The sequence below is a fragment of the Streptomyces sp. NPDC002386 genome, from assembly GCF_053593175.1.
In genome coordinates, this window is the sequence record NZ_JBSFBX010000017.1 from 189,579 (window position 1) to 203,718 (window position 14,140).

9 protein-coding genes are annotated in these 14,140 nt (G+C 73.3%); 4 read left to right on the forward strand and 5 right to left on the reverse strand.

Annotated features, from left to right (window positions below; translation table 11 throughout):
- Positions 1 to 5: 5 nt before the first annotated feature.
- From ACWCPN_RS29710 to ACWCPN_RS29725, 4 genes are all read right to left on the reverse strand, one after another.
- Positions 6 to 965 carry an ABC transporter substrate-binding protein gene (locus tag ACWCPN_RS29710; protein ID WP_451212229.1) on the reverse strand — a complete coding sequence of 320 codons (960 nt, stop codon included), beginning with the start codon at positions 963 to 965 and terminating at the stop codon, positions 6 to 8.
- 104 nt (positions 966 to 1,069) lie between these two features.
- Positions 1,070 to 1,738, reverse strand: coding sequence for an ABC transporter permease (locus tag ACWCPN_RS29715; protein WP_199212503.1), 669 nt, complete (start codon positions 1,736 to 1,738; stop codon positions 1,070 to 1,072).
- The gene (locus ACWCPN_RS29720) at positions 1,735 to 2,388 is read right to left on the reverse strand and encodes an ABC transporter permease (RefSeq protein ID WP_365128813.1); all 654 of its coding nucleotides are present in this window, start codon (positions 2,386 to 2,388) and stop codon (positions 1,735 to 1,737) included. The genes ACWCPN_RS29715 and ACWCPN_RS29720 overlap by 4 nt, the downstream gene beginning before the upstream one ends.
- Complete coding sequence (locus ACWCPN_RS29725) at positions 2,385 to 3,509, reverse strand: ABC transporter ATP-binding protein (protein WP_451212234.1); 1,125 nt, start codon at positions 3,507 to 3,509, stop codon at positions 2,385 to 2,387. Before ACWCPN_RS29725 ends, ACWCPN_RS29720 begins: the two co-directional genes overlap by 4 nt.
- Positions 3,510 to 3,674: 165 nt before the next feature.
- Between ACWCPN_RS29725 and ACWCPN_RS29730 the strand changes: the two genes are divergently transcribed.
- The 4 genes from ACWCPN_RS29730 (at position 3,675) to fxsT (ending at position 11,870) form a co-directional block, all read left to right on the forward strand.
- Entirely contained in the window at positions 3,675 to 4,754 is a 1,080-nt protein-coding gene (locus ACWCPN_RS29730) for a phosphorylase family protein (RefSeq protein ID WP_451212237.1), read from the forward strand.
- Between the two features lie 104 nt (positions 4,755 to 4,858).
- Positions 4,859 to 6,349 (forward strand): VMAP-C domain-containing protein, encoded by a 1,491-nt coding sequence (locus tag ACWCPN_RS29735; protein ID WP_451212239.1) that lies wholly within the window; start codon positions 4,859 to 4,861, stop codon positions 6,347 to 6,349.
- The gene (locus tag ACWCPN_RS29740; protein ID WP_451212242.1) at positions 6,346 to 7,500 is read left to right on the forward strand and encodes an AAA family ATPase; all 1,155 of its coding nucleotides are present in this window, start codon (positions 6,346 to 6,348) and stop codon (positions 7,498 to 7,500) included. Before ACWCPN_RS29735 ends, ACWCPN_RS29740 begins: the two co-directional genes overlap by 4 nt.
- Positions 7,497 to 11,870: an FxSxx-COOH system tetratricopeptide repeat protein gene (gene fxsT, locus ACWCPN_RS29745; protein ID WP_451212245.1), complete on the forward strand. Its 4,374-nt coding sequence runs from the start codon at positions 7,497 to 7,499 to the stop codon at positions 11,868 to 11,870. Before ACWCPN_RS29740 ends, fxsT begins: the two co-directional genes overlap by 4 nt.
- Before the next feature lie 97 nt (positions 11,871 to 11,967).
- Here fxsT and ACWCPN_RS29750 read toward each other — a convergent pair whose 3' ends face one another.
- Positions 11,968 to 13,845 (reverse strand): HEXXH motif domain-containing protein, encoded by a 1,878-nt coding sequence (locus ACWCPN_RS29750; protein WP_451212248.1) that lies wholly within the window; start codon positions 13,843 to 13,845, stop codon positions 11,968 to 11,970.
- Positions 13,846 to 14,140: the final 295 nt, after the last annotated feature.

The window sequence follows — 14,140 nt, forward strand, 5'->3', positions numbered from 1 at the left end:
GCGGGTCAGCTGAGACCGGCGGAGTCCAGCCAGGCCTTGGCCACGTCCAGCGGGTCCTTGTTCTGCGACTGCACCTGGGTGTCCAGGTCGAGCAGGGTCGCCGTGTCCAGCTTGGCGGAGACGGCGTCGAGCGCGTCGACGCCCTTCTGGGAGAGTTCACCCTTGCGGACGAGCGGCTGCACGTTCTCGAAGCCGAAGAGGTTCTCGGGGTCCTGCAGGACGACGAACTTCTCCTTGGAGATGGTCGGGTCCGTGGTGAAGATGTCCGCGGCCTGCACGGCGTTCTTCTTCAGCGCCGCCTGGGTGAGCGGGCCGCCCGCGTCCAGCGCCTTGAAGGACTTGAACTGGAGCCCGTAGACGGACTTCAGGCCGACCAGACCCTGCCGGCGGGTCTGGAACTCCGGCGAGGCGCCGATGGCCAGGTCCTTCGCCACGTCCTTCAGGTCGGCGATCGAGGACTTCTCGCTGAGGCCGTACTTCTTGGCGGTGGCCGCGTTGACCGTGATCGAGTCCTTGTCCTCGGCGGGCGAGGGCTTCAGCAGGGTCAGCTTCGAGTGCAGCTTCGCCTCGATGGCCGAAGTGGTCGCCTCCAGCGTCTTCGGAGCGGCCTTCGGGTCGAGGTAGGCCAGCAGGGCGCCGTTGTACTCGGGCAGGACGGTGACGGAGCCGTTCTTGAGCAGACCGTAGGTGGTCTCCCGGCTGCCGATGTTCGGCTTGTAAGTGACCTTGATTCCCTTGGCCTTGAGGGCTTCGCCGTAGATGTCCGCGAGCAGGATGCTCTCGGCGAAGTTGTTGGATCCGACGACGACGCTGTCGCCGCTCGCGTTGCTGTCCGTGAGGGGGTTGTCGGCCTTGCCGTCGGAGGAGTTGCATCCCGCCAGCAGCGCCGTCGCCGCCGCGAGGGCGGCGACGGCCGCGCCTCGGTTCCTCCGGATGGACCTGCTGATGCGGTTGGATGAAGTCACTCAACGATCCAATCCAGCCGGTTCTGACTCAGTCAAGTGATCTCGGGTCACCGATTGGCTTCGATCCGCGACCGGTTGGGGGCGGATGGTGACGGAACGCCGGGTCAGCCGCTCCTGCGCACCCCCGGCGAGACCGCGATCCTCGACACGGCCCAGAACACCCCCAGGGTCGCCAGCGCCATCCCGACGACCAGGGTGGCACCGCCGACGACCTTCTCGTAGTCCCTCTGCGCCAGGCCGTCGATGATGTACCGCCCGAGGCCGCCGAAGCTGACGTAGGCGGCGATGGTGGCCGTGGAGACGACCTGGATGGCCGCCGTCCGCAGACCGCTGAGGACCAGCGGCAGCGCCACCGGGAGTTCCACCTGCAGCAGGATCCGCGCCTCCGGCATCCCCATCCCCCGCGCGGCGTCCACCGGCGGCGGGTCGACGGAGCGGACCGCCTCGTAGGAGGTGACGAGGATCGGCGGCACCGCGAGTGCCACCAGCGGGATCATCACCGGCAGCAGACCGAAACCGAACCAGGTGAACATCAGCACCAGCAGGCCGAAGGTGGGCAGCGCCCGGCCCGCCGTGGCGATGGACGCCAGCGCGTTGCCGCCGCGCCCGCGGTGACCGGTCACGAGTCCGACGGGCAGCCCGATCAGGGCGGCGATCCCGACGGCCTCCAGGGAGTACAGGACGTGCTCGCCGACCCGGGTGGGGATGCCGTCCTGGCCGTGCCAGTGGGCGCCGTCGCCGAAGAAGGCGTGGGCGAAGTCGAATACGTTCACCGGGTGGCACCCTTCCGCGGCATCCAGGGGGTCAGCAGGGCCCGGACCAGGACCAGCGCGGCGTCCACGAGGATGCCCAGCACCGCGGTGGTCAGCACGGAGTTCACCGCGAGCGGCGGCCGGTGGTAGATCTGGGCGTCGTTGAGCAGATTGCCGAGCGCGCCCTGGTTGCCGATCAGCATGCCGATGCTGACGAGGGAGATGCTCGAGACGGCCGCGACCCGCAGCCCCGCGATGATGGCGGGCACCGCGATGGGCAGCTGCACCTGGAGATAACGCCGTACGGGCCCCAGCCCCATGGCGGTCGCGGCGGCCAGGGTCTCCGGCGGCACCGAGCGGACGCCGTCCACGATCGCCGGGACCAGCACCACCAGGCTGTACACCGCCAGCGGGATCATCACCGTGGTCTCGGTCATGCCGGTGTAGTCGATGAGGAGCACGAAGAACGCCAGCGACGGGACGGCGTAGAGCACCGTGGTCACGCCGAACACGGGGGCGTAGAGCCAGCGGAACCGCACACAGAACTGGGCGACGGGCAGCGCGACGAGCAGCCCGGCCAGCACCGGCAGCAGCGCCTCGCGCAGATGCAGGCCGATCAGGCCGAAGTAGCCGTACTGGAGGTCGCTCGGGATGTCGAAGAAGCCGTTCATCGCGCGGCCTTCGCGTCCTGGCGGTCCTCGGTGTGGGCCGCGCGGATCGCCTCGCCGATGACCTGTTGCGAGACCACGCCGACGGCGCGGCCCTCGCCGTCCACCGCCACGGCCCAGCCGGAGGGCGACAGTACGGCCCCGTCGAGCGCGGTGCGCAGCGAGTCGGTGCCGGGCAGGAACGGCCGCCCGTACGGCAGCAGCCGGTCCCGGTCGATCCCCCCGGCGGTGAGCTCGTCCGGCGCGCCCCAGCCCAGCGGCCTGCCGTCGGCGTCCGTCACCAGGCGGTAGGGCGCCGGGCCGCCGGCGGCCAGCCGCTCGGCGTCGGCGTCGAGCGGGACGACGGGCCCGGTCTGCAGCTCGAGTCCGGCGGAGGAGAAGAAGGACAGCCGGCGGATGCCCCGGTCGGCGCCGAGGAAGTCCTCCACGAACGGGTCGGCGGGGGCGGTGAGCAGTTCGGCGGGCGGCGCGAACTGGGCGAGCCTGCCGCCGGTGCGCAGCACCGCGACCGTCGTGCCCAGCTTGATCGCCTCGTCGATGTCGTGGGTGACGAAGACGATCGTCTTGCCCAGTTCGTTCTGGATGCGCAGCAGTTCGTCCTGCAGCCCCTTGCGCACGACCGGGTCGACGGCGGAGAACGGCTCGTCCATCAGCAGCACCGGCGGGTCGGCGGCGAGGGCGCGGGCCACGCCGACCCGCTGCTGCTGGCCGCCGGAGAGCTGGTACGGGTACCGCTTGGCGAGCGAGCCGTCGAGCCCGACCCGCTCCATCAGCTCCGCCGCCCGCGCCCGGGCCTTCTGCTTGCCCCAGCCGAGCAGGCGGGGCACGGTGGCGATGTTGTCGACGATGGTGCGGTGCTGGAAGAGACCCGCGTTCTGGATGACGTAGCCCATCGAGCGGCGCAGGGTGTTGACCGGCTGCTGCCGGATGTCCCGGCCGTCGAGGAGGATGCCGCCCTCGGTGGGCTCGACCATCCGGTTGATCATCCGCAGCGTCGTGGTCTTGCCGCAGCCGGAGGGGCCGACCAGGACGGTGATCGCGCGGTCCGGGATGTCGAGGGAGAGTCTGTCGACGGCCACCGTGCCGTCCGGGTATCGCTTGGTGACTGCGTCGATCCGTATCAAGACGTTGCGTACCCTTCGGTTTCTGGCGGAGCCTTGGCCGTTGCCGGGAAGTCTAGACGTCGGACGTCGCGGCACGTCGGCGGGCGAGTACCCGCCTCCCGGACGGTTCCCCTGCTCACGCGGATCCCTCACCATGGGGGTCCGGGCATGGGGAGGGGGCGGTCAGTGCGGGCGGAGAGGGTCGACGCGTTCGTGCTGACGGCGATCGAATGCGAGTACCGGGCCGTCGTCGCCCATCTGGAACCCGGCCGCGACAGGCGCACGGCCGACGGCGCGGTCCACGAGATCGGCCACTTCGCCGGCCACCACGGCCGGCTCACCGTCGGGGTTCAACTCGCCGGGCCGGGCAACGAGTTGGCGGCCGTGCTGGCCGAGCGCGCGATCGCCCGGCTGCGCCCCTCGGTCCTGCTCCTGGTGGGCGTGGCGGGCGGCCGCAAGGACGCGCGGCTCGGCGACGTGGTCGTGGCGGACACCGTGTACGGCTACGAGAGCGGCCGGGACGAGCGGGACGTCTTCCGGCCCCGGATCAAGTCCTGGCCGTCGGCCTTCGCCCTGGTGCAGCGGGCCCGGCTGGTCGCGGCCGACCGGCACTGGCAGCGGCGCGTCGAGCCGCCGCCCGAGCGGACCCCGGCCGCGTACGTGGGCGCGCTGGCCGCCGGTTCGAAGGTGGTCGCGCACGCCGAGTCGGCGTCCGGCAGGCTGCTCGCCGAGGTGGCCGGCGACACACTGGCCGTGGAGACGGAGGGGCTCGGGCTGCTCACGGCCGCCCGGACCAATCCGCAGGTGGGGGCTCTCGTCGTCCGGGGGGTGTCCGATCTGCTGGGCGACAAGGACGCGGCCCACGACACCCACTGGCAGCCCGTAGCCGCGCGCCACGCGGCCGCGTTCGCCTTCGAACTGCTGGCCTGCCTGGACGCCCCGGCACCAACAGCACCACCGGCGGCGCGAACGCCCCGGACTGCGGCCCTGTCCACCCGGCAGCTGGGCGAGCTGACGACGCTGCTGCTCGACGTGCCGGGCATCGGCGCACCCGCCGCCTGGCAGCAGCTCCTGGACGCCCTGCCCGGCATCGGCGTCCTCACCAGCCGCCAGCACAGCGTCCGCCTGGAGGCGCTGTCGCTGCTGCGCACCTGCGAGTCGATGCGGGGGTGGGAGTCGCTGATGGAGGCGCTGGACGCCCTGTGGCCCGGAACCCCGGCGGTCGAGGAGGTACGCGAATACTTGACGGATCGTCAACTTATTTGAATGACAACTGTGTTGGGAAAATGAACAGTTGCCGGGCGTTCACCCGAACCGCTTGGCCCGGGTCGAGGGCTGTGGAAGAGTGCACGGCCACGAAGGGATGAGAGATGACTGCCTACGGGGGCGGCGGTCTCGGACTCGTACGGGAGTTTGCGGAAGCCTTGGGCAGGTGTGCGAGCTTGCAGGAGCGCGGCTCCAGGGCCCTGTGCCTGCGGCTCATGGCCAAGGAGCTCGGCACGCCCGCGCCGGTCCGGGAGTACGACGTGGCGCACTACTTCCTTCTGGAACTCGCCTCGGTCTGCCTGGAGAACCCGCGGACGATGCGGGCGCTGCTGGAGGCGCTGCGGGCCTTCGGCGAGGACGTCGACGAGATCCGGGCGCTCACCGACGACCTGCTGGCCGACCCCGCGCTGCCGGTCGACGAGGTCCTCTCACTGCGGCCGCTGCTCGACGGGCTCGCGCCGCCCAACCTGCCGTCGCTGTGCCGCAGGGCCGTCGCCGACCTGCGCCCGGTTCCCCCCTACCCGGACGCTTGGAGCGCCTTCGAGGGGCTGAGCCGGCTCAACGCCCGCCCGGACGGGCTGCCGCCCACCCTGGCCTTCGTCGAGTACGTGGCCGCCGAGGCCCCGCACGACCGCAGCTTCACGCTGCGGGCCTGGAACGACACCCAGGCGCAGGCCCTCTCCCTGCTCACCGAGCTGCGCAGCCTGCGCCAGCAGGCCGCCTACGCGTCCAGCCCCGAACCGGGCAACGCCTACCTGGTGGTGCGGCTGCTGCGCCGGGAGGAACCGGGGCGCTATCTGCTCACCTCGTGGCGCCACTACGACCCGGACGCCCCCGACTCCTGGCGTCCGCGACAGGAGGGGAGCGTGGAGGTGACGGCGGCCGAGGCGGAACGCGAGGTCGAGCGGCTGGTGTTCGCGGCCGACGAGGACTGGGCCCGGGACGCCGACCGCATCCACGTGGAGTTCCTGCTGGGCACGGACGATCTGACCCTTCCGGTGCACCGCTTCCGCACCGAGCTGGACAGCGATCCGGTGTCGTACCTGAGCGTCGGGTACTGCGTCGTCGTGCGCAGCCTGCAGCGCAGCCGGACGGCCCGCTGGTACCGGCCCTGGCGGCAGCGCTGGGCGGCCGTCCGGGACACCCCCGAGCTGGCCCGCCCGCTGGTGGTGGGCGGACGGCGGGCCGAGGACCCGCGGCGCGGGGACGTCTCCGGACTCGACGCCCGCCTGAAGGGGGACAGGTCGGTCGGGTGCCTCGTGCTGTCCCGGCCGCCGGAGGGGGCCGGCGAGGGGGCGCAGGAAGCACTCGTCGCCCTGCGATGCGGGGTTCCCGCCCTCCTGTGGGATTCACGGGACACACGTGACCTGAGCACACCGCCGGACGTTGTGCAGTCGGACAACGCGTTGCTCCGCGACCTTTCAGGCCTCCGCGAGGCCGTGACAGAATTGCGAACCGAAGCCCACGGGGGTTCCTTGAACGGCCGCGACGATCATCCGGGGCACCATCTGGTACTCCTGTGGGACGACCCGACGAGGCCGGTCGAGAGCCCTCAGCCGTTGACGGGACCGGACCAGGGGGTGGACGGTCGATGACCGGCGCTGCCCAATTCGAGGGGAACGGCACGGGGGCGGGTTCCGCGCGCCTTCCGCGGCCCTGGTGGATCTACCGGGGCACCGGCCTGCCGCTGCATGACATCGAGCTGGCCGACGTACTGCCCGGGGCCCCGCCCTGGCGGACGTTCACCGGTTCCTCCGCGTCCGCGAACGGGGACGGGACCGGCGGGGCGCAGGCGCCGGTGGAGCCGCCCGCGCCGCCGCAGGACGAGGCCGAGCTGCGGCGCAGGCTCGGGGCGACCCGCGAGGGCATGGTGGCCGACCCCACCGAGGTCGACCTGGTGAACGCGGCGCTGATCCTGCGCCGTCCCCTGCTGGTCACCGGGCGCCCCGGCACGGGCAAGTCGTCACTGGCCTACCGGATCAGCCGCGAGCTGGGGCTGGGGCGGGTGCTGCGCTGGCCCATCACGTCCCGGACCACCCTCTCCTCCGGTCTGTACCGCTACGACGCGGTCGGCCGGATCCACGCGGCGGCCACCTCGGACTCCGGGGCGACGGCCCCGGCCGACGCGCCGTCCGGTGCCGGTGACGCGCCGTCGTCCGACATCGGCGCCTTCCTCGAACTCGGCCCGCTGGGGACGGCGTTGCTGCCCCACGCGCTCCCCCGGGTACTGCTCGTCGACGAGTTCGACAAGAGCGACATGGACCTGCCGAACGACCTGCTCGACGTCTTCGAGGCGGGCGAGTTCACCATCCCGGAGCTGGCCCGGCTGCGCGGCCACCGGCCGGTGGTGGAGGTGCGGTCCGACGACCCCGACCGCACGGTGCTGATCCGGGACGGCCGGGTCCGGTGCCGGGAGTTCCCGCTGGTCGTCGTCACCAGCAACGACGAACGCGAGTTCCCGCCCGCCTTCCTGCGCCGCTGTCTGCACCTGCACGTCAGGGAACCCGAGCGGGACCGGCTGGCCGACATCGTGGCCGCGCATCTCGGCTCCCGGGACGACGATCCCCGGGTCGCGGAGCTCATCCGCCTGTTCGCGGAGCGCAGCGCGCAGGAGAACGGCCTGGCCACCGACCAGTTGCTCAACTCCATCTGGCTCGCGACGTCCGGCGCCTACTCCCGTGGCGCCGACTGGGAGGCACTGCTGCGGGCCGTCTGGCACCGGCTCGACGGCGTGAGAGAGCCGTGACGCGAGACGGCGGCACCGAACCGGCCCCCGCGGACCCGGGATCGTTCGGCGCCTCGTGGTCCGAGATCGCCGACGCGCTGGTCCTGCTGGCCGTCGGGGCGGGCGAGGGCACCGGCGAACGCGGGGCGGACGGCCCCGAGCCGGCCCGGTCCGAGCCGGAGGCGGCCGATCCGCCGCCGGCCGACACCCGGGGGGCGGAGGAGGAGCACGGCGCCCCGCCCTCCCCCGCACCGCCGGAGCGGGGCGCCGGGGACGAGGCGGGCCCGCCGACGTACGCCCCGGACCCGAAGGGCACCGGACGGGCCGACGCACTGCTCGGTGCCCCGGCCGGTCCGGCACCGGACGGCGTCCCGTCCGCCGGCGGTCCGCACGCGCCGGTGCACCGGGCGGCCCGGCCCGCGATCCGGGCGCGCGAGCTGGCCCGGGCGTTACGCCCCTTCAAACGGGCCACCGCGTCGGCCACCCGGACCGAACTGGACGAGGAGGCGACCGCGGAGTCCACCGCGCTCAGCCTCCGCTGGGTTCCGCAGTTCCGGCCCCTGCGGGAGCGGTGGATGGACGCCGTGCTGGTCGCCGACGTCAGTTCGTCGATGACCGTGTGGCGGCGCACGGTGGCCGAGTTCGAGCAGGTCCTGCGGCACACCGGCGCCTTCCGCGACATCCGGGTGCACACCCTCGACGGGGACCGGTTGGCGGACCCGGATCCGCCCTGGCGCGTCGGGCGTTCGCCGCTGACCGTGCGGCTCCCGGACCGGGGGCGCCAGGTGGTGTTCCTGGTGACCGACGGTGTCGGGCCCGGCTGGCGCGGCGGACGGGCGGCGCATCTGCTGGCGGAGTGGGCCCGGCACGCCACGGTGGCCGTGGTGAACGTGCTCGGCGAGGCCGTGTGGCACCGCACCGGCCTGCCCGCCCACCTGGCCCGGGTCCGCGTCCCGGGGCCCGGCGCGCCCAACAGCACCTGGCAGGTGCGCGGCGGCACGGACACCGCGGTCGTCCCGGTGCTGGAACTGGCCCCGGCGTGGCTCGGCCGCTGGTCCCGGCTGGCCACGGGACTGGCGACCGGCGCGCACGACGTGTGGGTGACCACCCCCGGCGCGGGCCGCCACCCGGACCCGGCCGCCGTCCCGGAGCCGCCGCGGGACCCGATGGAGCGGGTGTCCCGGTTCCGGGCCGACGCGAGCCCGGCGGCCTGGGAACTGGCCGCGCGCCTGGCCGCCGTCCCGCTCAACATCCCCACCATGGAGCATCTGCTGCGCACCGGCGGAGCGCGGACCGGCCCCGGCGAACTGGCCGAGGTCATGCTGGGCGGCCTGCTGCGCAGGGTCGGCCCCGACCCGCTCGACGAACTGGATGTCGCCTACGAATTCCACGACGGCGTACGGGAGTTGATGCTCTCGGCGGCCGAGTCGAGGGACGAGACGCGTTATCTGCTGCGCAGCACCCTGGAACGGCTGGGCCGCAAGTGGCAGCCGTTGCAAGCGCTCGGAGCACTGCTGGACGACCCGCGGGCCTCCCCGGGCGACATCCCGTTACCCGAACGGCTCATCCCGTACGCCCACGTTCAGGTGAAGGTGACCAGGGCACTGAGCGGCCCGTACCTGGAATCCTCGCGCGTGCTCCGAAGCCGCTTGGAGCAGTCCACTTCCGCTCACCCGGCCCAGACCGACCAGTCTGAGGTGATAAACGTGACCAATAGCCGCAATTCGGGCACGGATCGACCCCAAGCCGGAACGGCGGGCGATCAACCGGCGGACGCGCCGCCGACCGGCCTGCACGACTTACCCGATGTGTCAGATGATTCGATAAGAGGAGCACCAGTGTCAGTCCCCCTCGTCCGGAGCTCTCCGCCGACGGAGGAGCGTCGGGCCGGAGACCCGGCCGTGTGGAACGTCCAGCCCCGCAACCCCAGCTTCACCGGGCGGTCGAGAGAACTCGCGGCGCTCCACCAGAGACTGACCACGGAGGGCGCGACCGCGGTACTGCCCGAGGCGCTGCACGGTCTGGGCGGTGTCGGGAAGACGCAGATCGCCATCGAGTACGTGCACCAGCACGCGCCGGAGTACGACGTCATCTGGTGGATCTCCGCCGAGCGCCCGGAGCAGATCCGGCAGTCGCTCACCCAGCTGGGCGCGGCCCTGGGTCTGGAGACGGGCGGCGAGCAGGAGATCACCATCGCGACGGTGCTCTCCGCGCTCGGCTCCGGCCGCCCCTACCGCCGCTGGATGCTGGTCTTCGACAACGCCGAGGACCCCGACGTGGTGCGGCGGTTCTTCCCCGCACAGAACGCCGGCAGGATCCTCGTGACCTCACGCAACGCACAGTGGGGCCGCATCGCGCGGACGGTCGACATCGACGTCTTCACCACCGAGGAGAGCATCGAGCTGCTCGCCCGGCGCGGCCCCGAGCTGCAGCGGGAGCAGGCGGCCCGGATCGCCCAGGCCCTCGGCAATCTCCCCCTCGCCCTGGAGCAGGCCGCCGCCTGGCTGTCGGAGACCGGCATGCCCGCGGACGAGTACCTGCACATCTTCGAGGACGAACGCGCGGACCTCGACTCCCAGCGCAGCGAACTGCTGGCCGCCGGCGTCCCCGTGGACTACCCGGAACCGGTCGCCGCCGCCTGGAACATGTCCCTCGGCCGGCTGGCCGAGCGGCACCCCGGCGCCCACCAGCTCCTCCAGGTCTGCTCGTTCTTCGCGCCCGAGCCGATCCCCCGCCGCATCTTCGCCGGCGTCCGCGGGGTCGAACTGCCCGCCGAACTCACCCAGGTGCTGCGCAGCCCGGTCAAACTCGGGGAGGCGATCCGGGAGATCAACCGGTACTCCCTGATCAGGATCAACCACCGGGACGGCACCGTCCAGATGCACCGCCTGGTGCGGGCCGTCCTCGTGGGCCGCATGTCCCTCCAGGAGCAGGCCGACATGCGCCACGCCGCGCACATCCTGCTCGCCAACTACGACCCGGTGGACGTGGCGCCCGCCAACTGGCCCCGCTACGCGGAACTGCTCGTCCACGCCCGCTTCTCGCGCGCCCTGGAGTGCGACGACGGCTGGGTGCGGGACATGGTGGTCAACATCATCCGCTACCTGCACCGCTCGGGGGACAACCTCACCTGTGCGGAGTACGGCCGGGAGGTGGTCGAGGCCTGGACCGCCCGCCGCGGCGACACCGACCTGCAGACGCTCAACGTGGCCGGGACGCTCGGGCACACCCTGCGCGCCCTGGGCCACTTCAGGGAGGCCTCGGAGCTCAACGACAAGAGCCTGCGCCTGCTGCGCGACAGTGTCGGGGACGATCACCCCGACACGCTCGCAGCCATCGGCTCGGTGTCCCAGAGCATGCAGATCCGCGGCGACTTCGGCGCATCGGTGGAGCTGGAGGAGGACCGCTGGCGCCGCGCCGTCCGCGTGTTCGAGGACGGCGACCCCACGCTGCTGGCCGCCGCCAACGACTACGCCCTGGCCCTGCGGCTGGTCGGGAAGTACACGCAGGCCCGGGACATCGACTCCCAGGCCCGGGACGCCGCCCTCAGGTCGCTCGGGTACGACGCCCTGCTGACCCTGCTGATCACCAGCAACCTCTCCATCGACGTGCGGGAGTCCGGTGACTACCTGCGCAGCCGGGAGATGCAGGAGGAGACCCTGCAGCGGGTCCGGAACGTCATCAAGGACCGCGCCGCCCCGGTGAGTCTGATCGCCGCCCGCACCCTCGCCGTGGCCCGCCGCAAGGCCGGGGACCACGCCGGTGCGCTGGAGCTGAACGAGGAGACCCTGCGGCAGTACCGGAGCAAGTTCGGGGAGCGGAACCTGAACGTGGCCGCGACCGTGCTCAACCTCTCGATGGACCTGCGGCAGAACGCGGACCTGGAGCAGGCCCGGTCCGTCGGCGAACAGTGCCTGAACACGCTGCGGGACCTGCTGGGACCGCGGCATCCCTACACGCTCGCCGCCGCCGCCGACCTGGCGGTGACGCGGCGGCTGATCGGCGAGGTGGACGAGGCGCTCGCGGCGGACCGCGAGACGTACGAGGCGCACTGTGCCGCTCTCGGGGCGGAGCACCCGGGTTCGCTGGGCATCGCGATCAACCTGGCGAGCGACCACTACACGCTCGCCGACTACGCCGAGGCGCTCGCGCTCGACGAGCGCACGCTGCCCCTGTGCCGGGAGCGGCTGGGCGACGACCACCCGGCCACGCTCGCGTGCTCGATGAACCTGTCGCTCGACCTGCGCGCCCTCGGCCGCGGCGAGGAGGCCCAGCGCCTGCACGCCGACACGCTGGAGGGCTATCGCTCCGTCCTGGGCAACAGCCACCCGGCCACCGTGGGATGCGCCCGCGGCATGCGCGCGGACTGCGATGTGGAGGTGCACCGCTGACGGCGGGCCGCCCGGCACACCGGGCGGCCCGGCCGCGTCGGCCACCGCCCCGCGGGCGGTGGCCGGCCGCCTGCCCGGCCGTCCGGTTCACGCCGGTTCAGCCGGCCGTCGCGCCCCGGTCGGCCGCCTCGGCGATCAGGGCGGCGAGGGTGTGCGGGGGCCGCGGGCGGCCTCGAAGCAGCAGCAGCCGGTACACGGCGGCCACCAGTTCCGGCCGGTGCAGGAGGATGCCGCGGGCCCGGCCCTCGGGCAGGCTGAGCGCCAGTCCGGCCCAGGCGGCGGGATCGGCCGGGTTCTCGGCGATCAGGCGGCGGTATCCGGCCTGTGCGGCACCGTGGTCCCCCGCCGCCCACGCGTAGTCCGCCGCGGAGGCACCGACGCTGCCCGGATCGGCGCGCAGGCCCTCGAAGCGCTCGCGGTCGCCGATGCGGATCCGCACCAGCCGGGTGCGGACGTCGGGCGTGAGCGGTCCCGTCCGCAGCGTCACGTCGGGGAACGCGGGCGGTGCCGGGGTGCCGTCGGCGAGGGCGTCGGCCCAGGCCTCGGCCTGAGCGCCGGCACAGCGCAGCTGGGACAGCCGGAAGACCATCCGGTGGTCGTCGCGGGCCTCCTCGGCGGCCAGCGCCGCCGCCGCGGGCACCGTCTCCTTCAGCACGGCGGCCAGCGTGCCCTCCATGACGCGCAGGAACCGTTCGCCGGCGTGGGTCAGCACCGCGTGGCCCCACAGCGTGCCCAGGCCTTCCTCCACCTGTCCCCTGCGCAGCGCGCCCTCGAAGTCCGCGGCCGCGCGCTCGGCGTCCGTGGTGCCGGGCCGTTCCCTGAGCGCGAACCAGAAGGCGGCCACGCCGAGGAACGCGTAGACGCCGTGCAGCATGCCGCGCAGCGGTCTGGGGTCCGCGCGCCACGGCGCGTAGTACGTCTCCTCGCGCCCCCCGCGCATCAGCGCGACCAGGTCCATGAGCGTGCTGAGTTTGCTGTGCTGTGCCTCGTGGACCAGGGCGACGGCCAGGTCCACCGGCCTGGCCGGTCTGGTCAGCAGCAGCCCTCCGAACGCCTCGGGGTCGCTGCCGCTGAAGACCTCGGCGGGGCTGCGATCGGGCAGCGGGGTGACGGCCAGCAGACAGTCCGCCAGACCCTCGGGATCGATCCGGCGCTGTCCGGCCACCAGCGGCCAGGCGTCCTCGTAGAGGCGTCGCCATCGCCGCGTCTCGTCCTCGTCCAGCCGCGCGATCGGCAGCCGGCGCAGGAAGTGCCTCCAGGGGTCGAGATCGTCCAGCAGCGGTGCGCCGGCCGGCTCCACGCCGGGTGCCCGCAGCCGCCGCAGCGCCCACCACCCGGGGGCGTCGCGGGTGAGGTCGGCGGGTAAGGGGACGGTTCCCGAGGAACACCGCACCCCGGAGCCGCCGTGGTGGCGGAAGACCTCGGCGACGGGGTCCGCGGGGTCTTCGGGAAGCGTCGCGTATCCCAGGGAGGGAAGGAGCACGCCGCGCTCCGTGAGAGGGACGACGGCGCGGAACGGCACACGGGCCCGGAGGGCCGCCGCCGCGGCCAGGGCGTGCACCCGCGCGGCGTCCCCCAGCACCGCGGGCGCGGGCCCGGCGTCTGCCTCGGTGCGCAGCTCGCGCAGCGTGCGGGACAGCCAGCTGCCCACGCTGGGATGGAGCAGGACGGATTCCACGGCCCCACGGTCGGCCGTCTCGGCGTCGGCCAGCAGTTCCCAGGCCTCCTGCGCGGCGGGCAGCGACGCGTGCCACGGGGCGTACCGGTCGGCGCTCTCCACCAGCGCGCGCAGCAGCACCAGCCGGCGGCTGCGCTGCGCGGAGCGGAGGGCGGCGACGGCGTCCCGTCCGCCGCCGCCCTGAGCGAGTTGCAGGAAGTGCCCGCCCCGCAGCAGATGGCGTGCCCCGGGGGCCGGGCACGAGTCCGGTCCGGCCCCGTTCTGCCCGCCGGGGAGGGTGGTGCCCGCGTCCGACATGGTTCTCCTCACCATGGACCGGCTCAGGACAGGTGGTGTGCGGTGTTGTGGCCGGAAAGGCTCACCGGCTCGCGGCGCCCCGGACGGCGCCGCGCCGCGCGGCCGTCCGGCACGGCGTCACGCACCCGGCGCCGGGGCACCGGCGGTCGGCGCCAGGTCGTGTCCGCGAAGTCGCGTCGTTCGCCCGCAGGGCGGGCGTCGCGGCGTCCGGTGCGTGCTCTCGGCGTGCCGGCCGGATGCCCTCGTACCGGGTGTACTCGGGCTTCCGGCCGGTGCGGCGAGAGTGCGTGCCGGG

Coding starts and splice junctions, on each gene's coding strand:
- ACWCPN_RS29720 (WP_365128813.1), bottom strand. CDS start 2,388: ATGAACGGCTTCTTCGACATCCCGAGCGACCTCCAGTACGGCTACTTC.
- ACWCPN_RS29735 (WP_451212239.1), top strand. CDS start 4,859: ATGACTGCCTACGGGGGCGGCGGTCTCGGACTCGTACGGGAGTTTGCG.
- ACWCPN_RS29740 (WP_451212242.1), top strand. CDS start 6,346: ATGACCGGCGCTGCCCAATTCGAGGGGAACGGCACGGGGGCGGGTTCC.
- ACWCPN_RS29750 (WP_451212248.1), bottom strand. CDS start 13,845: ATGTCGGACGCGGGCACCACCCTCCCCGGCGGGCAGAACGGGGCCGGA.